The 25,397-nt window shown below is 73.2% G+C and carries 20 protein-coding genes and 1 pseudogene; 10 read left to right on the top strand and 11 right to left on the bottom strand.

The window, feature by feature from the left end; genetic code table 11:
- Positions 1 to 5: 5 nt before the first annotated feature.
- From ACWEJX_RS11850 to ACWEJX_RS11840, 3 genes are read left to right on the top strand one after another with little or no spacing between them, the layout of a single operon-like run.
- Positions 6 to 3,260: a DUF4082 domain-containing protein gene (locus ACWEJX_RS11850; RefSeq protein ID WP_451607333.1), complete on the top strand. Its 3,255-nt coding sequence runs from the start codon at positions 6 to 8 to the stop codon at positions 3,258 to 3,260.
- 31 nt (positions 3,261 to 3,291) lie between these two features.
- A complete protein-coding gene (locus tag ACWEJX_RS11845; RefSeq protein WP_451607332.1) occupies positions 3,292 to 4,338 on the top strand; it encodes a glycosyltransferase family 2 protein in 1,047 nt (348 codons plus the stop codon).
- 47 nt (positions 4,339 to 4,385) lie between these two features.
- Entirely contained in the window at positions 4,386 to 4,994 is a 609-nt protein-coding gene (locus ACWEJX_RS11840; RefSeq protein WP_451607331.1) for an acyltransferase, read from the top strand.
- 24 nt (positions 4,995 to 5,018) lie between these two features.
- Here ACWEJX_RS11840 and ACWEJX_RS11835 read toward each other — a convergent pair whose 3' ends face one another.
- Positions 5,019 to 5,654 (bottom strand): hypothetical protein, encoded by a 636-nt coding sequence (locus ACWEJX_RS11835; RefSeq protein ID WP_451607330.1) that lies wholly within the window; start codon positions 5,652 to 5,654, stop codon positions 5,019 to 5,021.
- 77 nt (positions 5,655 to 5,731) lie between these two features.
- Between ACWEJX_RS11835 and ACWEJX_RS11830 the strand changes: the two genes are divergently transcribed.
- Entirely contained in the window at positions 5,732 to 7,753 is a 2,022-nt protein-coding gene (locus tag ACWEJX_RS11830; RefSeq protein ID WP_451607329.1) for an O-antigen ligase family protein, read from the top strand.
- Entirely contained in the window at positions 7,753 to 8,703 is a 951-nt protein-coding gene (locus ACWEJX_RS11825) for a glycosyltransferase family 2 protein (RefSeq protein ID WP_451607328.1), read from the top strand. Before ACWEJX_RS11830 ends, ACWEJX_RS11825 begins: the two co-directional genes overlap by 1 nt.
- On the opposite strand, the gene ACWEJX_RS11820 is transcribed toward ACWEJX_RS11825, so the two are convergent.
- The 9 genes from ACWEJX_RS11820 to ACWEJX_RS11780 all read right to left on the bottom strand — a co-directional run bounded on the left by ACWEJX_RS11820 (position 8,682) and on the right by ACWEJX_RS11780 (position 18,258).
- Positions 8,682 to 9,473: a glycosyltransferase family 2 protein gene (locus ACWEJX_RS11820; protein WP_451607327.1), complete on the bottom strand. Its 792-nt coding sequence runs from the start codon at positions 9,471 to 9,473 to the stop codon at positions 8,682 to 8,684. The genes ACWEJX_RS11825 and ACWEJX_RS11820 overlap by 22 nt on opposite strands.
- Entirely contained in the window at positions 9,473 to 10,135 is a 663-nt protein-coding gene (locus tag ACWEJX_RS11815; RefSeq protein ID WP_451607326.1) for a class I SAM-dependent methyltransferase, read from the bottom strand. The genes ACWEJX_RS11820 and ACWEJX_RS11815 overlap by 1 nt, the downstream gene beginning before the upstream one ends.
- A gap of 94 nt (positions 10,136 to 10,229) precedes the next feature.
- A complete protein-coding gene (locus ACWEJX_RS11810) occupies positions 10,230 to 11,312 on the bottom strand; it encodes a hypothetical protein (RefSeq protein WP_451607325.1) in 1,083 nt (360 codons plus the stop codon).
- A 1-nt stretch (position 11,313) separates the two neighbouring features.
- Positions 11,314 to 12,855, bottom strand: coding sequence for an oligosaccharide flippase family protein (locus tag ACWEJX_RS11805; RefSeq protein ID WP_451607324.1), 1,542 nt, complete (start codon positions 12,853 to 12,855; stop codon positions 11,314 to 11,316).
- Between the two features lie 15 nt (positions 12,856 to 12,870).
- Complete coding sequence (locus tag ACWEJX_RS11800) at positions 12,871 to 13,722, bottom strand: chain length determinant protein (protein ID WP_451607323.1); 852 nt, start codon at positions 13,720 to 13,722, stop codon at positions 12,871 to 12,873.
- 192 nt (positions 13,723 to 13,914) lie between these two features.
- Entirely contained in the window at positions 13,915 to 15,039 is a 1,125-nt protein-coding gene (wecB, locus tag ACWEJX_RS11795) for a non-hydrolyzing UDP-N-acetylglucosamine 2-epimerase (RefSeq protein WP_451607322.1), read from the bottom strand.
- A gap of 5 nt (positions 15,040 to 15,044) precedes the next feature.
- Positions 15,045 to 16,301 (bottom strand): nucleotide sugar dehydrogenase, encoded by a 1,257-nt coding sequence (locus ACWEJX_RS11790; protein WP_451607321.1) that lies wholly within the window; start codon positions 16,299 to 16,301, stop codon positions 15,045 to 15,047.
- Positions 16,301 to 17,080 (bottom strand): WecB/TagA/CpsF family glycosyltransferase, encoded by a 780-nt coding sequence (locus ACWEJX_RS11785; RefSeq protein WP_451607320.1) that lies wholly within the window; start codon positions 17,078 to 17,080, stop codon positions 16,301 to 16,303. The genes ACWEJX_RS11790 and ACWEJX_RS11785 overlap by 1 nt, the downstream gene beginning before the upstream one ends.
- Positions 17,077 to 18,258, bottom strand: a complete 1,182-nt coding sequence (locus ACWEJX_RS11780) for a hypothetical protein (RefSeq protein ID WP_451607319.1) — start codon at positions 18,256 to 18,258, stop codon at positions 17,077 to 17,079. The genes ACWEJX_RS11785 and ACWEJX_RS11780 overlap by 4 nt, the downstream gene beginning before the upstream one ends.
- A 454-nt stretch (positions 18,259 to 18,712) precedes the next feature.
- Here ACWEJX_RS11780 and ACWEJX_RS11775 point away from each other — a divergent pair, with 454 nt between their 5' ends.
- The 5 genes from ACWEJX_RS11775 to ACWEJX_RS11755 all read left to right on the top strand — a co-directional run bounded on the left by ACWEJX_RS11775 (position 18,713) and on the right by ACWEJX_RS11755 (position 24,631).
- Entirely contained in the window at positions 18,713 to 19,999 is a 1,287-nt protein-coding gene (locus ACWEJX_RS11775) for an MFS transporter (RefSeq protein ID WP_451607318.1), read from the top strand.
- Entirely contained in the window at positions 19,996 to 21,039 is a 1,044-nt protein-coding gene (locus ACWEJX_RS11770; RefSeq protein WP_451607317.1) for a TolB-like translocation protein, read from the top strand. Before ACWEJX_RS11775 ends, ACWEJX_RS11770 begins: the two co-directional genes overlap by 4 nt.
- Before the next feature lie 265 nt (positions 21,040 to 21,304).
- A complete protein-coding gene (locus ACWEJX_RS11765; protein ID WP_451607385.1) occupies positions 21,305 to 21,970 on the top strand; it encodes a response regulator transcription factor in 666 nt (221 codons plus the stop codon).
- Entirely contained in the window at positions 21,970 to 22,614 is a 645-nt protein-coding gene (locus tag ACWEJX_RS11760; RefSeq protein WP_451607316.1) for a DUF4255 domain-containing protein, read from the top strand. The genes ACWEJX_RS11765 and ACWEJX_RS11760 overlap by 1 nt, the downstream gene beginning before the upstream one ends.
- The gene (locus ACWEJX_RS11755; RefSeq protein ID WP_451607315.1) at positions 22,607 to 24,631 is read left to right on the top strand and encodes an ATP-binding protein; all 2,025 of its coding nucleotides are present in this window, start codon (positions 22,607 to 22,609) and stop codon (positions 24,629 to 24,631) included. Before ACWEJX_RS11760 ends, ACWEJX_RS11755 begins: the two co-directional genes overlap by 8 nt.
- 75 nt (positions 24,632 to 24,706) lie before the next feature.
- On the opposite strand, the pseudogene ACWEJX_RS11750 reads toward ACWEJX_RS11755, so the two are convergent.
- Positions 24,707 to 25,397 (bottom strand): annotated as a pseudogene (locus ACWEJX_RS11750) (hydrolase); the annotation flags it as partial.

The raw sequence follows: 25,397 nt of genomic DNA, 5'->3' as shown, positions 1-25,397 counted from the left end.
CAGCCATGCAAAACCCGTATCGCCGTGTCAGAGGCGCCGTGTTCGCCCTTGCCGCGGCGCTGACCGCGATATTCCTGCCACCGGCCGGCGAGGCGAGCGCCCTCACCGATCCGTGCGGCGCGGGCAGCAACCCGATCGTGTGCGAGAACTCCAAGCCGGGCACGCCCATGTCCGACTGGTTCTCCGGGAACAACTACGGCGACATCGCCGGGTTCGCGACGAAGATGAGCGTGCAGCCCGGCGAGACGATCCAGTTCAAGGTCCAGTCCCCCGCCGCGTACCACGTCCGGATCTTCCGGCTCGGCTGGTACGGCGGCGACGGCGCCCGGCAGGTCTCCACGGACGCGCAGGCCGCCCAGATCTACCCGGCCAACTACCTCACCAAGCGGCTCGACTGCCTGAAGGACTCCGGCACCGGTCTGCTCGACTGCGGCAACTGGCCGGCCACGGCGTCCTGGAGCGTGCCGAGCGACGCCGTCTCGGGCCTCTACATCGCCAACTTCGACCAGGACGACGGCAACGGCGTCATGCCGTACCCCTTCGTCGTGCGCAACGACTCCAGCACGTCCGACATCCTCGTGCAGACCTCGGACCAGACCTGGCAGGCGTACAACAAGTGGGGCGGCGCCAACCTCTACGACGGCAACGGACCGGCGCCCGACGGGCGGGCGTACAAGGTCAGTTACAACCGTCCGATGGACATCAGCGGCGACAACGGCGTCTACGGCTCCGAGTTCGAGATGATCGCCTGGCTGGAGCGCAACGGCTACGACCTGAGCTACGCCTCCGGCGTCGACGTCGCCACCCGGGGCGCCACCATCCTGCCGAAGCACAAGATGTACATGTCGCAGGGGCACGACGAGTACTGGACGGGCGAGCAGTTCACCAACGTGCTCAACGCCCGCAAGGGCGGCCAGCACCAGACGTACTTCGCGGGCAACGAGGTCTTCTGGAAGACCCGGCTCGAACCGAGCCTGGACCTCGGCCACACCGCCGACCGCACCCTGGTCTGCTACAAGGAGACCAAGCTGAAGTTCCCGACGCCGAACGGCGTCCCGGACCCCAGCGACCAGTGGACCGGCACCTTCATGGACCCGGACAGCACCAAGGCCGGCGCTCCCTACCGGCCGGAGAACATCCTCACCGGCTCGATGTTCCAGGTGAACGGCTACCGCAGCGACGCCATCACCGTGCCGGCGGCGTACGGGAAGATGCGGCTGTGGCGCAACACCTCGGTCGCGGGCCTGACCGGCGGCCAGGTCGCCACCTTCCCCAAGGGCACCCTCGGCTACGAGTGGGACGCCGACATCGAGAACGCCACCCGGCCGGCCGGCCAGATCCGGATGTCGTCGACGTCGGTCGACGTCCAGGACGGCAAGTACCTGCAGGACTGGGGCAACAACTACGGCAACGGCACCGCCACGCACAGCCTGGTCGCCTTCCGCGACCCGACCTCGAAGGCGCTGGTCTTCGGCACCGGCACCGTGCAGTGGTCCTGGGGTCTCACGAACGTGCCGACGGCCGACCCGGGCGGCGCCGTGGTCACCGAGGACAAGCGGATGCAGCAGGCGACCGTGAACATCCTCGCCGACATGGGCCTGCAGCCGAAGACCCTGCAGACGGGCCTGGTCCCGGCCACCGCGTCGACCGACACCACGGGCCCCGCCGTCACCGTCACCAGCCCGGCGCCGAACAGCTCCGTCCCGGCGCTGCAGCAGGTCACCGTCTCCGGCACCGCCTCCGACGCGGGCGGCGGCGTGGTCGCCCGGGTGGAGGTGTCCACGGACGGCGGCACCACCTGGCACGCCGCCGACGGCACCACCTCCTGGAGCTACACCTGGACCCCGATGGCCCAGGGCCCGGTCACGCTGAAGGTCCGCGCCGTCGACGACAGCGTGAACATCGGCGCGGAGACCTCCGTACCGCTCACCGTCGACGCGCAGAAGTGCCCGTGCACGGTGTGGCCGGCCTCGGCGACGCCGGGCCAGCCGAACGGCGGCGACGGCAGCTCCGTCGAGCTCGGCGTGAAGGTCCGCAGCTCCGTGCCCGGCACGATCACCGGCGTCCGCTTCTACAAGTCGAGCGTCAACACCGGCACCCACAAGGGCAGTCTGTGGTCGTCCTCCGGCCAACTGCTCGCCACCGGCACCTTCAGCGGCGAGACCGCGTCCGGCTGGCAGCAGCTGAAGTTCGCCAGCCCCGTGCCGGTGAAGGCCAACACCACCTACGTCGCCTCGTACTTCGCGCCGAACGGCGGCTACGCCTACGACGCGGACTACTTCGCCGCCAAGGACGCGGGCCTCGCCCCGCTCACCGCGCTCAAGTCGGGTACGGACGGCGGCAACGGCGTCTACAAGTACGGGTCCACCAGCGGCTTCCCGTCGCAGGCGTCGAGCGGCGCCAACTACTGGGTGGACGCCATCCTGGAGACCGGCTCGGCCAGCACCGCACCGCCGACCGTGACCGCCCGCACGCCCGCCGCGGGCGCCACGGGCGTCTCGCCCACCGCGCCGCTGTCGGCGACCTTCAGCGAGAGCCTGGACGGCGACAGCCTGGTGTTCACGGTGAAGGACCCGAACGGCACCGCCGTCCCGGGCCGGGCCACCCTGAGCAGCGACGGCAAGACCGCCGCGTTCACGCTCTCCTCGCAGCTCGCGCTCGGCACCACGTACACGGCGTCCGTGCAGGCCGCCGACCTGTGGGGCAACGCGATGGCGGCGCCGGTGACCTGGACCTTCACCACCGGCACCACCCCGCCGCCGGCGAACTGCCCGTGCACCCTGTGGAGCGCCGACGCGGTGCCCGCCCGGGCCTCGGAGACCAGTGACGCCAACTCCCTGGAGGTCGGCACCCGGTTCGAGTCGGCCCTGGCCGGCAAGGTCACCGGAGTCACCTTCTACAAGGGCGCGGGCAACACCGGCACCCACACCGGCAGCCTGTGGACCGACAGCGGCACGCTGCTCGCCACCGGCACCTTCACCGGCGAGACGGCCTCCGGCTGGCAGAAGCTCACCTTCGCCACCCCGGTCAGCATCACCGCCGGCACCCGCTACGTGGTGTCGTACCACGCGCCCAACGGCAACTACGCCTCGGACGGCGGGTACTTCGGCAGCGCCCACCTCGAATACCCGCTGACGGCGCCCGCCGACGCCTCGGGAAGCGCCAACGGCGTCTACCGGTACGGCACCGCGAGCGCCTTCCCGACCAGTTCCTACAACTCGACCAACTACTGGGTCGGCCCGGTCTTCACGACCGGCTGACCCCCTTCAGGAAACACGGGGAACGCACCACATGAGTTCAGTAAGCGTCGTCATCCCCTGCTACAAGTACGGCCACTTCCTGGCCGACTGCGTACGCAGCGTGCTCGACGAACAGCCCGGCCTCGACGTGCGGGTGCTGATCATCGATGACGCGTCCCCCGACGACTCGGCGGAGGTGGCCAGGAAGCTGGCCGCCTCCGACCCGAGGATCGAGGTGCGGGTCCACGAGACCAACAAGGGCCACATCGCCACCTACAACGAGGGCCTGCTCGAATGGGCCGACGGCGACTACGTCGTCCTGCTCTCCGCCGACGACCGGCTCGTCCCGGGCGCGCTCGTGCGGGCCGCGGCGCTGCTCGACGCCCACCCGGACGCGGGCTTCTGCTACGGCAGGCCGCTGCGCTTCCGGCACGGCGGGCCGCTGCCGGCGGCCCGCACGCACAGCACCGGATCCGTCGTCTACCCGGGCCACTGGTGGCTGGAGCGCCGCTTCCGCGAGGGCACCGGATGCATCACCTCGCCCGAGGTGATGGTGCGCACCAGCCTGCAGCGGAAGGTCGGCGGCTACGACCCGGAGCTGCCCCACGCCGGCGACATCGAGATGTGGATGCGGCTCGCCGCCCACGCCGACGTCGGCTACGTCCAGGGCGCCGACCAGGCGTACTACCGGGTCCACGGCGACAACATGTCGACCACCGACTTCGGCGGCCAGCTCGACGACATCCGCCAGCGCAGGGCCGCCTTCACCGCCGTCCTCGACAAGTGCGCCGACCTGCTCCCGCAGGCCGACCGGCTCGCCGCCCTCGTCGACACCCGGCTCGCCCGCCAGGCCCTCAGGCGTGCCTACCGGGCGTACGACCGGGGCCGCACCGGCGTGGTGCCGGTGGACGAGCTGGTGGCCTTCGCCCGCGAGTGCAGCCCGGACGCCGAGACGCTGCCGGAGTACCGCGCGCTGCGGCTGCGCCGCCGGATCGGCGCGCGGACCATGCCGTACCTCCAGCCGCTGATCCTGTCGGCGGTGGTGGAGCGGGGCCGCGAGTGGCTGTGGTGGCGGTCGTGGAAGCGCCGCGGCATCTAGGAGACACCACCCCCTCGTATTCACCCCATCGACAGAAAGGCACGTCAGTGAACTACCGGGTCCAGCCCACCGCCCAGGTCGACGAGAAGGCCGTCGTCGGCGCCGGCAGCAGCGTGTGGGAGCTCGCCCAGATCCGCGAGGACGCCCGCCTCGGCGAGAACTGCGTGGTGGGGCGGGGCGCGTACGTCGGTCCCGGCGTGACCATCGGCGACAACTGCAAGCTGCAGAACCACGCCCTGGTGTACGAGCCCGCGGTCCTCGGCGACGGCGTGTTCGTCGGCCCGTCCGTGGTCCTCACCAACGACCACAACCCGCGGGCCGTTGACCCGGACGGGAAGCTGAAGCGGGGCGGCGACTGGGAGCCGGTCGCCGTCGTGATCGGCGACGGGGCCGCCGTGGGCGCCCGCTCGGTGTGCGTCGCGCCGGTCACCATCGGGCGCTGGGCGCTGGTCGCGGCCGGTTCCGTGGTGACCTCCGACGTGCCCGATTTCGCCCTGGTGATGGGCGTTCCGGCCCGGCAGACCGGCTGGGTCGGCAGGGCGGGCGTGCGGCTCACCGCGCACCCGGAGCGGCCCGGGGTGTGGGAGTGCCCGGAGACGGGCGCGCTGTACGAGGAGCGGGACGGCCGGCTCACGGAGCACGGTGCGGCGCACTGACCCGCCGCCCGGCCGCCCGCGATGTCAGTCCCCGTGCTGCCTCCGGCGCCGCCGCGCCGTCGCGTACCGCTCGGTCCACAGCGCCGTCATCACGCCCGCGAGGGTGCCGAGCGCGCCCACCCCGGCGACCGCCCGGGTCCGGTTGGGCGGCAGCGCGACGGTGCCGGGGCGGTTCACCAGGTCGACGGTGAGCAGGGTCGAGTCCGGCACGTGCTGCTGCGTCTGGAGGGCGGTCAGATGCCGGCTGTAGACCCCGATGATCGCCTGGACGACCCGGTCGGCCTCCTCGGGCGCGGACTGCTCGGCCTCCACCTGGAGGGTGGGGATCGAGTAGTACGGGGTGGCGCTGGTGCCGCTGTTGCGGGGGGTGAGCCGGTAGGTGCCGTGCACCCCGGCCTCCCGCAACTCGTCCCGCCCGGCGGGCGACTGCAGCTGCTGGACCACCGCGAAGGACACCATGGCCAGCGAGGGCTGGAGGTTGGTCAGCTGGTTGGGCTGACTGTCGGTGCGCGGCGGCTTCACCACGAGCACCGCGGAGCTCTGGTAGCGCGGCGCGGGCCGCAGCGCCGGGTAGCAGCCGGCCCCGGTGAGGAGCGCGGCGAGCAGCAGGACGTACCAGCGGCGCAGCAGCACGCGGGCGAGTCCCTCGGGAGTGAGCACGTCTTTGTCCGTGTTTTCCGGCAGCGGTTCCATCAGGACCGATACTGGCAGCACCGAGGGGAACCGGGGGAGGGTTCGTGAGCATCGCCGAGATCTTCCGCGTCCTGCGCGGGCGTTGGTACGTCATGGTGCCGCTGACCCTGCTCAGTCTGGTCGCGGGCGGCTACCTCTACTCGACCGTCCCCGTGACGTACGAGTCGCAGAGCCAGCTGGCGCTGCTGAACTCGACGAAGGTCGCCAAGCCGGCGCCCAGCTACGGCAATCCGCTCGCCTATGTGAGCGGTTCGCTGATCAGCACGGCCGACGTGCTGATCCGGGCGCTGCAGTCGCCCGAGACGGCGCAGGTTTTAGTCACCAGGGGCATCACCGACGAGTACGCGGTCGACTTCGCCGCCCAGGCCGAGGGGCCGCTGCTCACGGTCACCGTCAAGGGCGAGGACCGGGCCAAGGTCCTGGACGAGACCCGGCAGATCACCGACTACGCGGCCGAGCAGCTGCAGTTCCTGCAGCGGGAGGCGAAGGTCCCGGACGGCTACTACGTGCAGTCGGCGCGGATCGTACCGCCGCAGCGGCCGGTGTCGGAGCCGAAGTCGCGCTACCAGAAGACGGCCGCGGTGGTGGTCTTCGGTCTCACGGGCGCGTTCCTGACGTCGTTCGTGGTGGAGACGTGGGCGGCGGCCCGGCGGCGTACGAAGGGGCTGCCGCAGCCCGCTCCCCCGGCGCCCCGGCCGGGCGCGGGCCGGATCCGCAGGCTGCTCACCCGGCCGCTCGACGCGACCGCGGTCCTCACCGGCTATCTGGCGCTCGCGCTCTTCCTGCCGTCGAACCTGGCGCTGCCCGCGCTCGGCGGCGCGGGCACCCCGGCGAACGTGTTCGCGCTGCTCGGCCTGTTCTGGTACCTGGCGACCTGGTGCAGCGGGCGGCTCGCGCCGGCGCCCGGGACCCGCACCATGCGGACGGTGATGTTCGTGGTCGCCGTCACGGTGCTCCTCTCCTACGTCGCCAACCAGGACCGGATCAGCTCGCAGAAGGAGATCCTGGCGGCCGACCGGGGTCTGATCGTGCTCCTGGTGTGGGTGGCCCTGGTGGTGCTGACCACGGCCGGCATCCAGGACCGGGACCGGCTGGACGTGCTGCTGCGCCGGCTGGTCGTGATGGGTTCGATCGTGGCCGCGCTCGGCCTGTACGACTTCTTCACCGGCACCAACATCGCCGACTCGCTGCGCATCCCGGGCCTCAGCTCCAGCACGGCGAGCGTCAACGTGATGGACCGCGGCTCCTTCACCCGGCCGCGCTCGCTGACCGCGCATCCGCTGGAGTTCAGCGGCATGCTGGCGATCCTGCTGCCGTTCGCGGTCTGGCACGCCTTCGACCCGGCGCGCCGGCACCTGGGGAACTTCAAGCGCTGGGCGCCGGTGGTGCTGCTCGGCGGCGGGCTGCCGCTGACGGTGTCGCGGACCTCGATCATCGGCATCGCGATCGTGGCCCTGGTGATGGTGCCGCGCTGGAAGCCGGAGCGGCGCTGGACGACGATCGGCATCCTGTTCGGCTCGGTGGCGGTGTTCAAGGTGCTGGTGCCGGGGCTGATCGGCACGATCACCGGTCTGTTCTCGGGCAGTCTGAACAACGCCGACAGCAGCACGCAGGCCCGCACCATCAAGTACCCGAAGATCTACGAGTACTTCCTGCAGGACCCGGTCCTCGGGCGGGGCTTCGGCACCTTCACGCCGGAGCGGTACTTCTTCACCGACAACCAGTACCTGCTCACGCTCGCCGAGCTGGGCGCCCTCGGGGTGGCGTGCCTGCTGCTGCTCGGGCTGACCGGCGTGCACCAGGGCGGGTCGATCCGGCGGCTCGCCCGGACCGAGTCGGACCGCGAGCTCGGCCAGGCGTTCTTCGCCTCGGCGATGGTGGCCCTGGTGATCGGCGCGACCTTCGACACGCTCAGCTTCCCCATGTTCGCGGGGGTGTTCTTCCTGCTGCTCGGCGCGGGCGGCAGCTGTCTCGGCTTCGTACGGCGGGAGGCGGCCGCTGAGCATCCGCCGCTGCCCGTGCCGCCGGCCCGTACCCCCGACTCGCCTCGTCTCGCGGAGATCTGATGACCGATCAGCACAGCAGCGACGTCACCGGCGGCCCGGTCGCCGTCGTCGTCGTCACCTGGAACAGCGCGGAGGTGCTGCCCGGCTTCCTCGACTCGCTCCCGGCGGGCATGGCGGGTCTGGACTGGCGGCTCGTCGTCGCCGACAACGACTCCGCGGACGACACGGTCGCCGTGGTGCGCAAGCACGCGCCCGAGGCCACGGTCGTGGAGACCGGTCGCAACGGCGGCTACGCCTTCGGCGTGAACGCGGCCCTGCGCGCCGCCGGCGCCTGGCCGGAGGGCTACCGCGCGGTGCTGATCTGCAACCCGGACATCCGCATGGCCGAGGGCTGTGCCGCGACGCTGGTGGCGGCGCTCGGCAGCCCGCTGTCCGACGGCACCCGCGTCGGGATCTCCGTGCCGCTGCTTTACGAGGAGGACGGCGGGCTCGTCCACTCGCTGCGCCGGGAGTCCAGCCTGACGCGGGCGCTCGGCGAGGCGGTCGTCGGCAACACCCGGGCCGGCCGCTTCCCGCGCTGGAGCGAGCTGGTCACCACGCCTGCCGCGTACGCGGGACGGACGACGGCGGACTGGGCGACCGGGGCGCTGATGGCGCTGTCCCGGGAGTGCGTGGCGGAGTGCGGGCCGTGGGACGAGTCGTTCTTCCTGTACTCGGAGGAGACCGAGTACTGCCTGCGGGCCCGGGACCTCGGCCATCGCACGCGCCTGGAGCCCGGGGCCCGCGCCACGCACCTGGGCGGCGACTCACGGGTCTCGCCGCGCCTGTGGTCGCTCCTGGTGACCAACCGGGTCCGGCTCTACCGGCGCCGCCACGGCCTGGCGGCGACGGCGGCCTTCCGTGGCGCGGTGCTGCTGCGGGAGGCGTCCCGGGCGGCGCTGAGCCGCCCGCCGGCGCGGGCGGCCGTGGGCGCGTTGCTCCGTCGGCCTCAGTCGCCCCACGAGGTGTAGAAGCTGCCGGGGTTCACCAGATAGCGCACGGTGGGCCGGGCGAGGTGGGCGACCCGGTGGGTGCGGGCGTAGCGGCGGATCAGCTCCCAGTCCTCCCGGGGCAGCACCGCCGGGGTCCGCCGCAGCCGGCTGAAGTGCAGGGCCGGGGTGCGGCGGGCGACGAAGGCGTTGGTGTCGAGGAACGCCTGGTGTGCGGCCCGGCGCCGGTCGAAGGGCACCGACAGGACGTCCATGTCGGTGCCGTCGGGCCGGACCCGCCGCAGCGCGGTGTAGACGGCGTCGGGGCCGCCGGGCGCCTCCAGGGCGGCCAGGGCCTCCTTGAGGTGGTCGGGCTCCCACAGGTTGTCGTCGTCGAGGAAGGCGACGTACGCCGACGAGGTGAGGCGGACGCCGACGTTGCGCACGACGCCCGCCACCCCGGTGTTGCGGGCCAGCGAGACGGCGAAGAGCCGTGGGTCGTCCGGGAGTTCGGGCAGACCGGCGCCGTCGTCGACGACCAGGACGACCTGGTCGCGTACGGACTGCTCCAGGGCCGAGCGGACGGCCCGCAGGAGCGCCTCCGGGCGCCGGTGGGTGGCGATGACGGTGGCGACCTTCGCCGCGGGCGGGCGGCCGAGGACCTTCGCGAGCCGCGCGGTCTCGGCGTCCTCGAAGCGGCGCAGCCGCCAGGCCGTCGGCGCGAGCAGCACCTTGTTGCGCAGCTCGTGGAGGACCAGCCAGCCGAAGCGCAGCTTGAGGAGTTCCCAGGGGGCCCGGAGGAGCCGGCGCATCAGAGGCGGTTGCGGACGGCCGTCAGGGACTTGGTGAGCCCGGCGACGCGCTCGCTGATGATCACGGACCGGGGGAAGAGGTAGCGCATCTCGGCGCGGGTCAGCAGCTCGATGTTGATGACCGCGTCCATGCCCTCCTCGGGCGTGGAGGGCTTGCTGTGGGTGAGCGGCCAGTGCCGGACGAGCTTGGCCTGGGCGGCGAGCGGCAGGAACTGGAAGCCGGGGGCGAGGAAGTGCGGCTCGACGGGGAAGTAGCGGTAGGGGGTCTGCACCCAGTGCAGCGGGGCCAGTTGCTCGATGGCGCTGACGAAGCGGCGGCGCTGGCTGGGGCCGCCCACGTGCTCGATGGTGGAGTTGGAGACGACCAGGTCGAACTCGCCGAGCTTGGCGGGGATCTCCGGGTCGGTGACGTCGGCGACCTCGGCGGTGATCCACTCGGGCAGCTCGGCCGGGTGCTCCTCCAGGTTCACCAGGTGCACGTGCCTGGGCCGGAGCGGCGAGCGCGTCCAGTTCGAGGCGGTGCCGCCGAGGTCCACCACCCGCATGTCCTCGATGCCGGGGAAGCAGGAGCGGAACCGCTCCCAGCGGGCCGCGCGGAATCGTTCGCCGAGGGAGTCGGGAGCGTCGACGAGACGATTGCGGAGGGCACGGAGGCCGGACATCGCATCAACCACCTGATGTTCGAAAAGCGTGAGGTGAGGTCGGCTCAACCGTAGCCGTCGCAGGGGGTGTTATCAGGTGATCTCAGGATTTGTCTCACGGTTGGGCGGGAACGACGGGCGTCCCGTCCGCCATCCGGTTGCCGCGCCACACGTTCCCCTTTCCCGCGGCGTTCCAGTAGGCGACGGTCCCGTACCTGCCGCCCGCCGGGTAGTACTGGGGCGAGAAGACGTTGTCGGTCACTTCGACGCCGGTCGAGTCCTTGCCGCCGGCGTAGAGGCTGTACGCCCCGCCCGCGAGCCAGTTGTCGTCGACGACGGTGTTGGTGACGGGCGCGCTGTCGGCGAAGAGGCCGACGGCGGCGGAGGCGCCCTGCTCCACCGGGACCGGGTTGAGCAGCGTGTTGTGCCGGATGATCAGCTTGCCCTGGCCGCCGCCGTTGCTGATGACGGCGTTGGTGTGCTGCCACTGGCCGTCCAGGTTGTGGTAGGCGGCGATGTCGTGGACGTAGTTGTCGTGCAGGTTGCCCTGGCCCATGGACAGGGCGTCGCCGAAGCCGGAGACGTCGCAGAACGCGACCTCGACCGAGCTGGTGCTCATGTTGGAGACGGCGTAGTCGGAGCCGCCGTTGTCGGGTCCCTTGCCGGGGACGGCGGTGATGGTGGTGTGCAGGACGCGCAGCCCGGAGAAGCCGGGCCGCAGGTTGATGCCCCACCAGTTGGTGGAGGTGATGCGGCTGTCGACGACGGTGACGTTGTTGGCGTAGATGTCGAGGGAGCCGGTGATGTCCCAGCCCTTGATGAGGGTGCCGTCGGTGCGGATGGAGGCGTTGCCGGTGGACTGCGGGGTGAGGGCCGCGATCCGCGGGCCGGTGGTGGAGGCGTCCGGGTAGCCGCAGGCGCGCGGGCTCGCGCAGCCCTTCGGCGCGCGCGGCTTGCCGTCCGTGCTGCCGCCGCCGGGGCCGGTGGGCGTGCCGCCGGCGCCGGGCGCGGTGATGGCGCGCGAGTCGCAGAGCGCCGCGCCGCCGAGGCAGAGCGCCTGCTGGCCGAGCCCCGTGAAGGTGAACAGGGAGAACAGCAGTACGGCGGCGAGCAGCGCCGCGCCGAGCAGCTTGCGGCGACGGGCGGGGCGGCGGCCGTCTCGGGCGCCGGATCGGTCCAGCGGGTCCAGGGGACTCACCTCATCGTTCGTGCGCCGGGGCGGCCGGCTGCTTCTGTGCCGGTACGGAGGGGACCGCGGCGGCCCCCTCCGGCGAGGCCTCGGGTCCCCGGCTCCGGCGGCGCCGGGCGAGTGCGCCGCGCACCAGTGTGCGGGCGGGCAGGGCGCAGAGCCCGTAACCCACGAGCCCGGCGACGCTCGTGGCGCACAGCGCGACGAGCCCCTCACCGAGCCGCTGCCGCAGCAGCACCAGGAGCGCGGCCATCACCAGGCCGCCGAGCACCGGCCGTACGCAGACCGTGGCGAGGGCGCGGGCCGCGATGCCGCCGCGCCGCAGGGCGACCAGGAAGGCGGGCGCGACGACCGCCACGGCGACCAGGACGTGCCCGGCGGCGACGGTCGCGATGCCGCCGGCGCGGGCGGCGAGGATCAGCACCGGGACCAGGGTGACCAGCCACAGGCCCTGGATGAGCAGCAGCGAGCGGCGGCGGCCGACGGCCACCAGGCAGTCGTACGTGAGCTCGGCGGCGATCCGGGCCAGGCCGAGGGCCATCAGCCAGGGCAGCGCCTCGGCGGCCGGCCGCCATCGCGCCCCGTACACCAGCTCGACCAGCGGGCCGGCGAGCGCGCCGAGCAGGACGCAGGCCGGGACGGTGGTGGTCATCAGGGCGCCGAGCGCGCGGGCGAAGCCGTCGGAGAGCGCCTTGGGGTCGTCGGCCAGGCGGGAGAAGCCCGCGAAGGAGACCCGGCGGGCGGTCTCGGAGATGACCCGGACGGGCCAGCCGGCCATGTTGAAGGCGAGCATGTAGTAGCCGAGGGCGACATGGCCGAGGACCGCGCCGACGATCATGGCGTCCGCGTTGACCACGGCGAGGGCCAGCAGGCTCGCTCCGGCGAGCGGCAGGCCGAACCGGAGCAGCGCCCGGGCCTGGCCCGCGTCCCAGCCGAAGCGGAGCATGCCGGGCGCGGCGATCGCGCAGCCGGCGAGGGCCACCACGTTTCCGGCGACGGCGCCGCAGGCGAAGCTCATGGCGCCCCAGCCCTGCAGGGCGAGGACCAGGGTCACGGAGGTGCTGACGACGAAGTTGAGCGCGTCGACGACCATCCGGCGGCCCTGCCGGAACTCCCGGGTGAGCACCCCGGCCGGGACCTGGGAGAGCCCGTCGAGGATCAGGCACAGGCACATCACGCGCAGCACGGCGGTGGCCTCGGGCGCGCCGAGGAGCGCGGCGACGCCCGGCGCGGCGGCGAACAGGGCCAGGTAGAGCAGGCCGCTGGAGAGGGCGCTGAGGCTGAGCACCGTGGGCGCGAAGCGGCGTACGTCGCCCTCCCAGCGGACCACGGCGAGCGTGACACCGAGTTCGTTGGCGGAGAGCAGCACCATCAGGACGGTCTGCGCGACGCCGTACACGCCCCAGGCGGCCGGGTCGAGGACGTAGCGGACGAGGGCGATGCCGGTGGCGAAGTTGCCGAGCCGCATCACCATCGTGTTGACGAGGCTCCAGCGGGTGGCGGAGCGGACCTTGGTCCCCAGGGACGCCTGGTCGGGGGCGTCGGATTCCACGTGGAGGACTCCTCGTCACTTCACCCAGGACGGGGGGCGCTTGGCCGGGCGGCGCTCGGCGGGGGGGTGCACGGGCAGCTGGACGGTGGGCTGGTCGCGGGGCTGGTCGACGGACGGCTCGACGGACGGCTCGGGCCCGGCGCCGAACGACTCCTCGACGAGATCGGACGCGGGCCGGGCCTCCGGGAGCGGCTGGGACCGGGGCTTCGTCCCGGGCTCCGTTTCGGCGGGCTGGCGGGTCTCCGGCTCCTGGCGGTGCCTGCGCGGCTTCGCGCCCCGGCGGCGGGCCTCCGCGAAGAAGGTCGCCACGAGGCTGAGGACGACGCCGAGGCCGGCGGCCATCACCAGGTACTGGATCTTGTTCTTGAGCTGGGGCTCGGGCGTTTGCGGCGGGACGATCGTGGTGATCCGGATCATGGAGTCCGCAGACACCTTCTGGTCCGCCTGGAGCTCCTTGAGGCGCCGGGCGGTGAACGCCATCAGCGTCTTGTTGCCCTTGAGGACGGCGGCCCTGTCCTCGCCGGTGACGGTGAGCCAGAGCAGCGGCCCCTGCGCGTTGTCGGCGATCTTCGCCTCGTACTTCAGGCTCATCCCCTCGGCCTTCAGATCCGCCTTCGACGCGTCGGAGTTGACGTTGCGGGCGAGGCTGTCGGCCATGCCGGTGAGCGAGGGCTCCATGCTGAGGAACGGATTGCCGTCGGCGGCCGCGCCCTTGCGGGAGTTGAGCATGGCGACGGTGCTCTGCGACTGGTACGAGACCGGCACGAACAGCCAGGCGCCCACGGTCAGGCCGGCCGTGAGCAGCAGCCCGGGCACCAGCACGTACCAGCGCCGGCGCATGACCCGGAAGATCTCTGCGAGGTCCATGGCTCCCCCTTGCGCGCCCCCGTGCGGAGCGGCTGCTCAACTGCCTTGCCGCAGATGAGGATAGGTGGGATCGCGAGCGGACGTGAGCCCTTCGCGATCACCACGTTCGGCGGTCTGCGGTGTTCTGCGGTGTCGGTGCGACCGGTGACTTCAGGGCGGCGACGGCCGGTGGGGCGGCCGTCGCCGATGACGTCAGCGGTGGTCGGTGGGACGGGGGCGGTGGTCGGTCGGACGGGGGCGGTCGGCCGCCGTGCCGCCGTCCAGGAGCACCCCGGCGATCCGCTCGCCGGCCCGGCCGTCCCAGAGTTCGGGGCGGCGGGGCGGCGGCGGGTCGTCCAGGAGCCGGACGGCGGTGGCGACGATGCGGGCGGGGTCGCGGCCGGCCAGGACGTTGGTGCCCTGCTCGACGGTGACGGGGCGCTCGGTGTTGTCCCGCAGCGTCACGCAGGGCACGCCGAGGGCGGTGGTCTCCTCCTGGACGCCGCCGGAGTCGGTGAGCACGATCCGGGCGTCGGCCTGGAGGGCGATGAAGTCCAGGTAGCCGGCGGGCGGCACGAGCCGGATGCCGCCGGGCACGCCGAGCGCGTGCAGCTTCTCGGCGGCCCGGGGGTGCACGGGCAGCACGAGCGGGCAGTGCCCGGCGACCTCGCCGAGGCCCTTGAGCAGGCCGGCGAGGATCTCCGGGTCGTCGACGTTGGCGGGCCGGTGGAGGGTGACGAGGCCGTACCCGCCGGCCTCGTAGCCGAGTCTGCCGAGGACGTCCGACTCCTTCGCCCGCTCCAGGTTGGCGAAGAGGGTGTCGATCATGACGTTGCCGACGAGGTGGACCTGGTCGTCGTGGTAGCCCTCGGCGCGCAGGTTGTCGACGGCGTCCTGCGAGGGGGCCAGCAGATAGTCGCTGAGCCGGTCGGTGGCGACCCGGTTGACCTCCTCGGGCATCGACCAGTCGCGGCTGCGCAGCCCGGCCTCGACATGGGCGAGCAGCGGGCCCGCCTTGGCGGTGACCAGGGCGCAGGCCAGCGTGGAGTTGACGTCGCCGACCACCACGACGGCGTCCGGCGCGAGTTCGTCGACGAGCGGCTCGAAGGCCGTCATCACCCGCCCGGTCTGGGCGGCGTGGCTTCCGGAGCCCACGCCGAGGAAGCGGTCGGGCGGGCGCAGTCCGAGGTCCTGGAAGAAGACGTCGTTCATGGCCGGGTCGTAGTGCTGACCGGTGTGGACGAGGAACACCTCGGCTCCCCGGGCCTCCAGGGCGTCCATCACCGGTTTGATCTTCATGTAGTTGGGCCGTGCGCCCGCGACGCAGATGATGCGCATACGGTTCAGAGCACCTCGATCCGGGGACCGCTCAGCCGGCGCCGGCAGTCGAGTACGTAGTCGGCGTGGGCCTCGACGAGCGCGTAGTCGAAGGCGTCGTGGTCGGTGACGAGCACCACCGCGTCGGCGGCGGCCAGTTCCTCCTCGGTGAGCTCGACGCGGACCAGCCGGGAGTCGACGTTGTGGCCTTCGACCACGTGCGGGTCGGCGGCCCGCACCTCCGCGCCCATGTCCAGGAGGAGCTGGGAGATGGGCAGGGCCGGCGACTCGCGGGCGTCGCCGGTGTTCTTCTTGTAGGCGAGGCCGAGGAGGAGGATGCGCGAGCCGTTGACGGCGCGCTTGCGGGTGTTGAAGGCGTTGACCAGGCGCCGGGTCACGTAGTCGGGCATGTGGTTGTTGATGTCGTTGGCGAGCTCGACGAAGCGGAAGGACTGGCCGAGTTCGCGCTGCACCCGCCAGGACAGGTAGGACGGGTCGATGGGCAGGCAGTGGCCGCCGACGCCGGGTCCGGGCGTGAAGCGCATGAAGCCGAAGGGCTTGCTGGAGGCGGCGTCGATGGCCTGCCACACGTCGATGTCGAGGTGACGGGCGAACATCGCTATCTCGTTGACGAGCGCGATGTTGACGTGCCGGAAGGTGTTCTCCAGGAGCTTCGCCAGCTCAGCCTCCTTGGGCGAGCCGACGGGCACGGTGGTGTCGACGAGCCCGTCGTAGAAGCCCTGGACGGCCTTGAGGGAGGCCGCGTCCACGCCGGAGACGATCTTCGGGGTCTGCTCGAAGCCCCAGACCGGGTTGCCTGGGTCGATCCGCTCGGGGCTGTAGCCGAGCCGGAAGTCGGCCCCGGCGACGAGTCCGGAGCCCTCTTCGAGGAGCGGGCCGAAGAGTTCCTGGGTGGTGCCCGGGTACGTGGTCGACTCCAGGATCACGGTCGCGCCGGGCCGCAGATAGCGGGCCAGCGAGCGGGCCGACTCCTCGATGTAGCGCAGGTCCGGGGTGCCCTCGTGCAGCGGGGTGGGCACCGTGACGACGGCGACGTCGAAGCCGCCGCAGTCCCGTACCGAGTCGGTGGCCCGGTAGGTGCCGGCGTCCAGGGCGGCGCGGATCCGCTCGGCGGACACGTCCTCGACGTACGACTCGCCCGCGGCGAGGCTCTTGACCCGCTCGGTGTCCACGTCGTAGCCGACCACCTCGTGGCCGACCTCGGCGGCCCGGATGGCCAGCGGAAGCCCGACGTAACCCTGTCCCACGACGACGACGCGCATCACGATTCCCCCCTGCTTGCGGTGCTGATCGACGGTGAGGCGGTAGGGCGGAGCAGCTCCCGTCCCGTCATGAGGGCGAAGGAGACGTTGGTGGTGAGGTAGCGGCGGCCGAGCCGGCGCGGTTCCTGCAGGGCGCGGTAGAGCCATTCGAGACCGAGCCGCTGCCAGCGCTCGGGGGCACGGCGGGTGACGCCGGCGAGGATGTCGAAGGAGCCGCCGACGCCGTGCACGAGCTTCACCTTGCTGCGCTCGCCGTAACCGGCGGTGAAGATCTCCTTCTTGGGCGAGGTCATCCCGAGGAACAGCATGTCGGCGCCGCTGGCGGCGATGGCGTCGGCGACGGCGGGCTGCTCGCTGTCGTCGAAGTAGCCGTTGCGGCTGCCGGCGACGCGCAGGCCGGGGAAGCGGACGGCGATCCGCCGGAGCATCTTCTCCAGGACGTCCTGCCGGGCGCCGAGGAGGTAGACGGAGTGTCCGGTGGTCTCGGCCTCGGCGAGCAGCCGCATGAACAGGTCGATTCCGGCGACGCGTTCGGGCAGCGGGCGGCGAAGGAGACGGGCGGCCCACACCACGGCCTGGCCGTCGGCGAGGACCAGGTCGCAGCCGGAGACGGCGCGGGCGAGGGCCGGGTCGCGGCGCATGTTGACGAGCTTGGCGGCGTTGACGACGCCGATCTCCAGGCGTTCGGCGGCCCGGACGGCGGCGAGGCAGCGGGCGACGGTCTGGTCCATGGTGAGGGCGTCGAGGGTGACGCCGAAAAGGTTCTGACGTGGCGTCATCTCGCGCTGGCCTCCGCCCCGTCGCGTCCGAGGGTGCCCAGCCAGGCGTGAAGCATCCAGCCGAACTCGTACGGGCGGCACTCGCGGTCCACGGCGACGGGCCGGAACACGGCGTCCAGCGGGCCGAGCCGCAGGCCGGGCACCAGGCGGGTGCTCACGCCGCGGGCGGCGCGCACGGCCTTCTTCGGGTCGCCGCGGTAGACCTTGCGCCAGGTGACGCCGAGGTCGTCGAGGATCAGCGGCGCGTGGCGGCCGGCGGCGGCGAGTTCGGGGACCTCGGTCATCCAGCGCAGGCCGCGGCGGACGGGCTCGGCGAAGTCGGTGCCGCCGGCCTCGGCGAGGTCGAGCAGCGCGGTGGGCGCCATGGCGTGCTGGTGGACGCTGTAGACGGGGTAGCCCTCGACGACGGTGCCCCGCCGGGCGTCGTAGTGCCACCACCACTGGCCGCCGTCGCCCTGGAGCGCGCAGATCCGGGTGGCGCAGGCGTCGGCGGCGGCGAGCGCCTCCGGGTCGTCGCCGCTCGCGTGGGCGCGGGCGAGGGCCTGCAGCGGGTACGTCTGGTCGGCGAAGCAGCCGATGTGCTCGCGGTACCAGGGGGTGAGGCCGGGACCGGTGGCGTGCGGGAAGAGCGGGCTGTCGCCGATCCGGGCGCGCAGCAGCCGGTTCCGGGCCGCGGCCAGCCGGTCCTCCACGTCGACGGTGGCGCGGGCGGCGGCGAGCGCGGAGAGCACCCAGGCGGCCTCCACCGTGTACTGCGAGCTCCCGGGCGGGTCCAGGGCGGCGACCCGGTCGAGCGCGTCGGACAGCTTGGGGTGGCCGGTCTCGGCGGCGGCCCAGGCGATGAGCGCGGCGTCGCCGAGGTTGCCCACTCCGGGCAGCCGCTCGACGAGCAGTCCGGTGAACTCCCCGGCGGTGCGCCCGCCGAGGACGGCGCGCTGCCGGTCCTCGGGCAGGAAACGGACACCGAGCGCGGTGATGGCGGAGTAGCGGACGCTGGTGCCGCGCTGCTCCAGCGTGGTGGTGCCGGGCCGGGCGGCGCGGGTGAAGACGAAGCCGGTCCCCTCCGGCGTCAGCATCCGCGGCAGGCCGCGCTCGGCCACGTCGAGCAGTCGGACGGCGAGGTCGTGAAGCGGCCGGTCCGCTTCCGCGAGCCGCGTCATCCGTGAACTGCGTGGCATGTCGGGTGTGTTGGCAGGACGATCGGACACACCCACCCCCCTCGGGTCGGTCCCGGACCAGAGCGGCTGGCCCGGATCGGCTGGCTGATCGGCGTGCGCGCAGGACGACATCGCGGCACGGCACCGGTGGTGCCGGGCCGCGCGAAAGGTCGGCGCGCCTAGCTGTTGACGAGACTGATGAGCATGACGAGAAGGGCAGTCGGCCTCGAAGCGTCGACGCCTCGGCCTCCTGCCGGTGAAACCCCCACGAACACCCCCTGCGCACAGCGCGAACGCCGTGCTCAACTCGCAGCGTACAACGGGAAGATAGGCGCACAACACGGTGACGAAGGCGCCTTTCGCGGAATTGGTGGCAAGCAGTCGCGAAGCCGCACCGATCGCGCCCTTCCGCCGGGGGCCGCCGGTTACAGTGGCCCCGCGCTCACCCGCTCGACGAGGCTGGAGTCCGAATCACGTGTATCTGGCCGACCGCTCCGCACCGCAGGGACCGCGGAGCCCACAGGAGACGTCGTCCACCGCGCCGGACCGCGAGGGCCGGGCGCGCGGCGCGCTCCGCGCCGTCTCCCCGACCGTCCTCGCGCTCGGCACGGTCAGCCTGATCACCGACGTGTCCAGCGAGATGGTCGGCGCGGTGCTGCCGCTGTACCTGGTGATGGGTCTCGGGCTCAGTCCGCTGGGCTTCGGCATGCTCGACGGCGTGCAGAACGGGGTGTCCGCCCTGGTGCAGCTCGCCGGCGGCCATCTCGCCGACCGGGTGCGGGGCCACAAGCTGGTGGCGGGGCTCGGGTACGGCGTGTCGGCCCTGGTGAAGCCGCTGCTCCTGGTCCACCACCTGGGCGCGATCGGTGCGGCCCTCGCCCTCGACCGTACGGGAAAGGGCCTGCGCACCGCCCCGCGCGACGCGCTCATCTCGCTGTCCGCGCCGCCGGAGCGGCAGGGCCGGGCGTTCGGCCTGCACCGGGCGATGGACACCACGGGCGCACTGCTCGGTCCGATGGCCGCGTTCCTCATCCTGGGCGTGGCGGCCGGCGGTTACGACGCGGTGTTCGCGGTCAGCGGGTGCGTGGCGGCGCTCGGGGTGCTCGTACTGCTGCTGTTCGTGCCGAGCGGCCGCAACGCGGCGGAGACGGCGCCGCCGGGGCAGCCGAAGGTGGATCTGCGGGCGGCCTTCGGCCTCCTGCGCACCCGCCGCCTCCGGGTGCTGTTCGGCTGCGCGGTGCTGCTGGGACTGACCACGGTCAGCGACGCGTTCCTCTACTTGCTGATGCAACGCCGCACCGGGCTCGACGAGCAGCTGTTCCCGCTGCTTCCGCTCGGCACCGCGACCGTGTTCCTGCTGCTGGCGCTGCCCGCCGGACGGCTCGCGGACCGGGTCGGGCGCCGCGCCGTGTTCCTCGCCGGGCACGCCGGGCTGCTCCTCGCGTACGGGCTGCTGCTGTGGGCGCCGGCCACGCCCGCGCTGCCGTACCTGGTGCTCGCCCTGCACGGCGCCTTCTACGCGGCGACCGACGGCGTGCTGCCCGCGGCGGTCGCCGCCGTGGTGCCGGAGCGGCTGCGGGCCAGCGGCATCGCGCTGGTCGGCACCGGTCAGGCGCTGGCCCGGTTCTGCTGTTCGCTGGCCTTCGGCGCCGCGTGGTCCACGTGGGGCGACGGCCCCGCGCTCGCCACGGCCGCGGCCGGCCTCGCCTGCTGCGCGGCGGTCGCCGGCGTGGCCCTGCGCCCTTCGGGAGATCCGCGATGACCCTCACCCCGCTGCGCCGTCTGCTCGTCCTCGCCGCCGGGGTGCTGCTCCTCGCGGGTCTGGGCGCCTGGTCCGTGCTCTCCGCGGCCGACCGGGCCGAGGAGGAGAACAAGCCCCGTCCGGGCGGACCGGCGTTCGCGGACGGGAAGGTCACCCTGGACGCGCCGGGCCGTCTGGTGTTCCGCAACACGGCCGCGGGGCCGCGGCGCGACCGGCTGGTCTCCGTCCCGGTGACCGGGCCCGCCGGCGCGGTCCGCACCGCCTCGGACGTCAGCTGTCTGCGCTTCCACTCGGCGGCCGGCACCGGCGTCTGCCTCCAGTCCACCACCGTCCTGGGCCGCCCGGCCTACCGCGCGCAGATCCTCGACGCGGGCCTGCGCACCGTGCGGTCGTACCCGCTCGCCGGCATCCCGAGCCGCGCCCGGGTGTCGCCCAGCGGACACCTGGCCGCCTGGACGGTGTTCGTGAAGGGCGAGTCGTACGGCTCGGCGTTCTTCTCGACCCGGACCGCGATCCTCGACACCCGCGGCTGGCGGCTCGTCCCCAACCTGGAGGAGTTCCGGGTCGTCCTGGACGGGCGCCCTTACCGAAACTCCGACGTGAACTTCTGGGGCGTCACCTTCGCCACCGACGACGACACCTTCTACGCGACGCTGAGCACCGGCGAGCAGACGTATCTGGTGCGCGGTTCGCTCACCGCCCGTACGGTCACCACGCTCGCCGAGAACGTGGAGTGCCCGTCGCTGTCCCCGGACGGCACCCGCGTCGCGTACAAGAAGCGCGTGCTCGGCAAGACCGCGCTGTGGCGCGAACACGTCCTCGACCTGCGGACGTTGAAGTCCACACCGCTCGCCGAGCGGCGCAGCGTGGACGACCAGGCGGTGTGGCTCGACGACCGCACCGTCGGCTACGCCCTGCCCGCCGAGAACCGCGCCGACACCGACGACACCTGGACCGTACCGGCAGACGGCACGGGCGCTCCGCGGGTCCTCTTCGAGGACGGCTCGGCCCCGCCGCGGCCGGTGGGCGGCGCGAAGTGAGGGTCACCGTCGGCGACGGGTGGACCGCGACGGTGACGGACGAGCCGCCGGCCGTCACCCCGCGCCTCACCGGCGACGCCCTGCATTAGCGACGCGGCAGCGGAACGTTAGTGCGAAGCGGAATCCTGTCGGAACACCGTGGCCGTCTCGTCGCCGCGGACCGACGGAACCGGTGCGGCCGTCCGGCCCGGTGCCCCGACCAGGTGCCCGGCACGGCGCGGGTGGCCGCACGAGGGGGAAAGTGCAGGTAGCAGAGGTGCTCACCATGCGGGTGACGGTGACGGTGCACTCGTCAGATCCGCTCGCCAAGGCAGGGCTGATCAGCCACTTGAGGCATCAGCCGACCATCGACGTCCGCTCCGGGCAGGAGGACCGGAAGGCCGCCGAGTGCGGGCCCGCGGACCCCGGCGAAACGCGCATCGCCGTGGTCATCGCGGACCGCATCGACGAGCCCACCACGGCCGAACTGCGGCGGCTGGGTCGGGACATGGACCAGCGGCTCGTACTGGTCGCCCGCGAGCTGCGCGAACCCGACCTGCTGACCGTGGTCGAGTACGGCGTGCGCGCGATCATCTGGCGGCACCAGGCCACCGAGCAGCGGCTGCTGAGCGCGATCCACAGCGCGGCGAAGGGCGACGGAGAGCTTCCGCCGGACCTGGTGCGCCGGCTGCTCGACCAGGTGGGCCGCCTGCAGCGGGCGACGACGACGAGGGCGGCCGCCAACGGGGCCGTGCCGCTGTTCGGGATGGCGCCGCGCGAGGTGCAGGTGCTGCGGCTGCTCGCCGAGGGCTTCGAGACCCGGCAGATCAGCGAGCAGCTCGCCTACTCCGAGCGCACCGTCAAGAACATCCTGCACGCGCTGATGACGCGGCTCCAACTCACCAACAGGGCGCATGCCGTCGCGTACGCGCTCCGCGAGGGTTACATCTGATGTTCCACGAGATCGACGAGGCCCTGGGCCGGCTGCTGGGGACGGCGGTCACGGGCGAGGTGGCGTTCGACGCGCCGACCCGCGACTGGGCGGCCCGGCGCAGCGCGCCGACGCTCAACGCGTACCTCTACGACATACGCGAGGACGTGGCACGCCGGGAGCGCGGGTCGCTCGCCGAGCGGGACGCCCAGGGGATCGTGACGCGCAGGCTGCGGCCGCCCCGCTGGTTCCGGCTGTCGTACCTGGTGACCGCCTGGACCGCGCAGCCGAAGGACGAGCACCGGCTGCTCGCCGGGGCGCTGGCGGCCCTGCTGCCGCACGAGGCGCTGTCCGGTGAGGCGGTGCCCGCGTCGGTACGGCCGATCGCGCCGACGCTGCCGCTGTCGGTGGCGGCACCGCCCGCCGAGTCACGGTCGCTCGCGGACATCTGGTCGGCGCTCGGCGGCGAGCTCAAGCCGTCCCTGGACGTGGTGATCACCACGCCGTTCCCGGTCACTCCGGTGTACGGGGCGGCGCCGCCGGTCACCGAGGCGGAGTTCGTCGTGCGCGGAACCGACACGGCAGGCGGTTCCGACTCCCGGCCGCGCACGCTGCGCCGCCGCACCGGCGCCGCAGGCGCCCGGGACGGGGCCGGACGTGAGTGAGCTCCCTGAGCTGATCAGCGCGCTGCGGGCGCGGGTCGCCGCGCTCGTGGAGGCCCGCAGCGCGGGCGACCCGACCGCCGCCGACCCGATGCGCGGCCTGTACGTCACCGAGGCGACCGCCCGCCGGATCGCGGCCGAGCCGGTCCGTACGGCCGCGCCCGACGCGGGAGCAGTGCTGCCCGGCGAGGATGACAGTGACGGGTACGGGTACGGGTACGGGGGCGGTGGCGGGACGGCGCGGCTCGCCGCGCTGAGCCGGGCCTTCGGCCTCTCCGCGCTCGACGCGCACATCCTCGTCGCGGCCCTCGCGCCGGACGTGGACCGGGGCTTCGAGGCGCTGTACGGGTACCTCAACGACGACGTCGGACGGCGCCGCGCCACGGTGCAGCTCGCCCTCGACCTCGCGGGCACGGGCACCTTCGCCCCAGCCGCCCGCGACCGCTTCCACCCGGCGGCGCCGCTGCGCGCCGGGGCCCTGCTCGAAGTCGAGGACGAGGAACGGCCGCTGCCCGGGCGGGCGTTGCGGGTGCCGGAGCGGGTGATCGCGCACCTGCTGGGCGACGACGGCCGACTGGACTCGCAACTCCTCGACGCCGGGGTCGAGTTGCTGCCGCCCGGCGAACCCGCCGAGGGCGCTCACCCCCCGTTCGCCGCACGGGTCGCTACCGCCGGCCCCGTCACCGTCCATCTGCGGGAGCGGGTGCCCGGTGCCGCCACCGGCGCGGTGGTGGCCGCACTGCGCGCCGCCGGACGGCCCGTGCTGCGCTGCCGGCCGGAGTCCGCGACGGCAGTTGCGGCCCGCGCGCTGCTGCGGGAGGCCCGGCTGCGCGGGGCGGCCGTGGTGGTCGAGCCGCTGCCGCCGGAGCCCGGGCCGCTGGTGCGGGCGCTCGCCGGGCACGGGGTGACGGTGGTCCTGGCCGGCGTCGACGCGCCCGAGCCGGGGTGGCTGCCGGACGGGGAGCTGGTGGCCCTGGAGGCGCCGGGCGACACGGCCGCCGCCTCCGGCGCGCTGTGGCACCGCGAACTCGGCGGAGCGGACGTCGAGTTCGACCTGGACGAGGCCACCGCGCCGTACCGGCTGAGCGGCGACCAGATCCGCCGGGCCGCCCGTACGGCGCGGGCACTCGCCGCGTTCGAGGGCACCGCGCTGACCCGCGAGCAGGTGCAGCGCGGGGCACGGCTGGTCTCGGCGCCGCTGCTCGACAGCCGCGCGCGCCGGATCCGGCCCGCCGTCGGCTTCGCCGACATCGTGCTCCCCGAGGAGCCGCTGGGGCTGCTGCGCGAGCTGACCGGCCGGGCCCGCGACCGGGACCGGGTGCTCGGCGAGTGGCGGCTGCGCACCGGTGGCGGCCGCGGGCGCGGGGTCGTCGCGCTGTTCGCCGGGGAGTCGGGCACCGGCAAGACGCTCGGCGCCGAGGTCGTGGCGGGCGAACTGGGCCTGGACCTCTATGTGGTGGACCTGTCGTCGGTGGTCGACAAGTACGTCGGCGAGACCGAGAAGAACCTGGAGCGGATCTTCGTCGAGGTGGACCGCACCGACTGCGTGCTGCTCTTCGACGAGGCCGACGCCGTCTTCGGCAAGCGGTCGGAGGTGAAGAGCTCGCACGACCGCTACGCCAACCTGGAGAGCGCGTATCTGCTCCAGCGTCTGGAGGCGTTCGACGGCATCGCCGTCCTCACCACCAACCTCCGGGCCAACATCGACGAGGCGTTCACCCGCCGGCTCGACCTGGTCGTGGAGTTCCCGTTCCCGGACCCCGAGCAGCGGATCGTGCTCTGGCAGGCCTGCCTGGCGGGCACACCGCGGGAGGCGGGGCTGGACGAGGAGATCGCCCGCTGCGCCGAGGAGTTCGAGCTGGCGGGCGGCGCGATCCGGTCGGCGGCGACGACGGCCGGCTATCTGGCGGCGGCCCGGGGCTCGGCGGTCACCGCCGAGGACGTACGGGCCGGGGCGCGGCGCGAGTACCGCAAGGCCGGGCGGCTGGTGCCGGACGCGGGAACACCCTGGGCGCCGTGACAGCCCGTACGACGGAGGAGGGGGGCCACCCGTGCGGGTGGCCCCCCTCCTCTCGTCCGTCCGCCGCGGCTCCCTCTACTTCACGCTGCCGCCGAGCATCTTCCGCAGCGTCGGCCAGTCGGCGGTACCGCTCGCGGTCAGGCCGACGGCCGTCTGGTAGTCGGCGATGTGCCCGGAGACGTTGCTGCCGTAGCGGGTGGGCGTCTGCCGGCCCGTACGGAAGTAGTCGGCGCCCTGACGGGAGTAGGTACGCATCCGGTCGAGGTCGGCGTCGCTGAAGTCGCGGTTCATCGCCCACCAGAAGGCGGCCATCACCTGCGTCGTCTGCATACTGGTCGTCCCCGCCTCGACCTGATCGGGCCGCACGCCCTGCACCCAGAGGGAGGTGAGCGTGGCGCGGCCCAGGGTGCCCTCCTCGTCCGTGTCGAAGATCGCGGCCGAGTTCTTGCCCTGCTCGGTACCGGACTTGACGACGGCGCGCTGGTAGCAGACCAGGGAAGCACGGGTCGGAGCGTCGATCACCCCGCGCGTCCACCGCTGCGTGAGCGTGCACGGGTTGTCCGTGCCCAGCGTCGCGAGGCGCTCCTGCGCGAACTCGACGACCACGTCGGGCTGGTTGCCGTAGCGCCACGGCGGCACGGACCGCGCGGCGGGCGGCGCCGCGGGCTGCTGTCCGCCGCCGTCACCCGGCGGGTTGCCGCCGCCCGCTCCGGCGTCCCCGCCGCCTCCGCCGGCGGGCGGGCGTGCTCCGCCGCCGGAGGGCGGG

The organism is Streptomyces sp. NPDC004788, assembly GCF_053601115.1.
Note: the sequence above shows the minus strand (reverse complement) of the source record. Positions and strands in the feature narration are given on the sequence as shown.

Bases quoted from the DNA above. Each gene is read 5' to 3' on its own strand.
- ACWEJX_RS11850 (WP_451607333.1), top strand. From the start codon at position 6: ATGCAAAACCCGTATCGCCGTGTCAGAGGCGCCGTGTTCGCCCTTGCC.
- ACWEJX_RS11845 (WP_451607332.1), top strand. From the start codon at position 3,292: ATGAGTTCAGTAAGCGTCGTCATCCCCTGCTACAAGTACGGCCACTTC.
- ACWEJX_RS11825 (WP_451607328.1), top strand. From the start codon at position 7,753: ATGACCGATCAGCACAGCAGCGACGTCACCGGCGGCCCGGTCGCCGTC.
- ACWEJX_RS11820 (WP_451607327.1), bottom strand. From the start codon at position 9,473: ATGCGCCGGCTCCTCCGGGCCCCCTGGGAACTCCTCAAGCTGCGCTTC.
- ACWEJX_RS11815 (WP_451607326.1), bottom strand. From the start codon at position 10,135: ATGTCCGGCCTCCGTGCCCTCCGCAATCGTCTCGTCGACGCTCCCGAC.
- ACWEJX_RS11800 (WP_451607323.1), bottom strand. From the start codon at position 13,722: ATGGACCTCGCAGAGATCTTCCGGGTCATGCGCCGGCGCTGGTACGTG.
- wecB (WP_451607322.1), bottom strand. From the start codon at position 15,039: ATGCGCATCATCTGCGTCGCGGGCGCACGGCCCAACTACATGAAGATC.
- ACWEJX_RS11790 (WP_451607321.1), bottom strand. From the start codon at position 16,301: ATGCGCGTCGTCGTCGTGGGACAGGGTTACGTCGGGCTTCCGCTGGCC.
- ACWEJX_RS11785 (WP_451607320.1), bottom strand. From the start codon at position 17,080: ATGACGCCACGTCAGAACCTTTTCGGCGTCACCCTCGACGCCCTCACC.
- ACWEJX_RS11780 (WP_451607319.1), bottom strand. From the start codon at position 18,258: ATGCCACGCAGTTCACGGATGACGCGGCTCGCGGAAGCGGACCGGCCG.
- ACWEJX_RS11770 (WP_451607317.1), top strand. From the start codon at position 19,996: ATGACCCTCACCCCGCTGCGCCGTCTGCTCGTCCTCGCCGCCGGGGTG.
- ACWEJX_RS11765 (WP_451607385.1), top strand. From the start codon at position 21,305: ATGCGGGTGACGGTGACGGTGCACTCGTCAGATCCGCTCGCCAAGGCA.
- ACWEJX_RS11760 (WP_451607316.1), top strand. From the start codon at position 21,970: ATGTTCCACGAGATCGACGAGGCCCTGGGCCGGCTGCTGGGGACGGCG.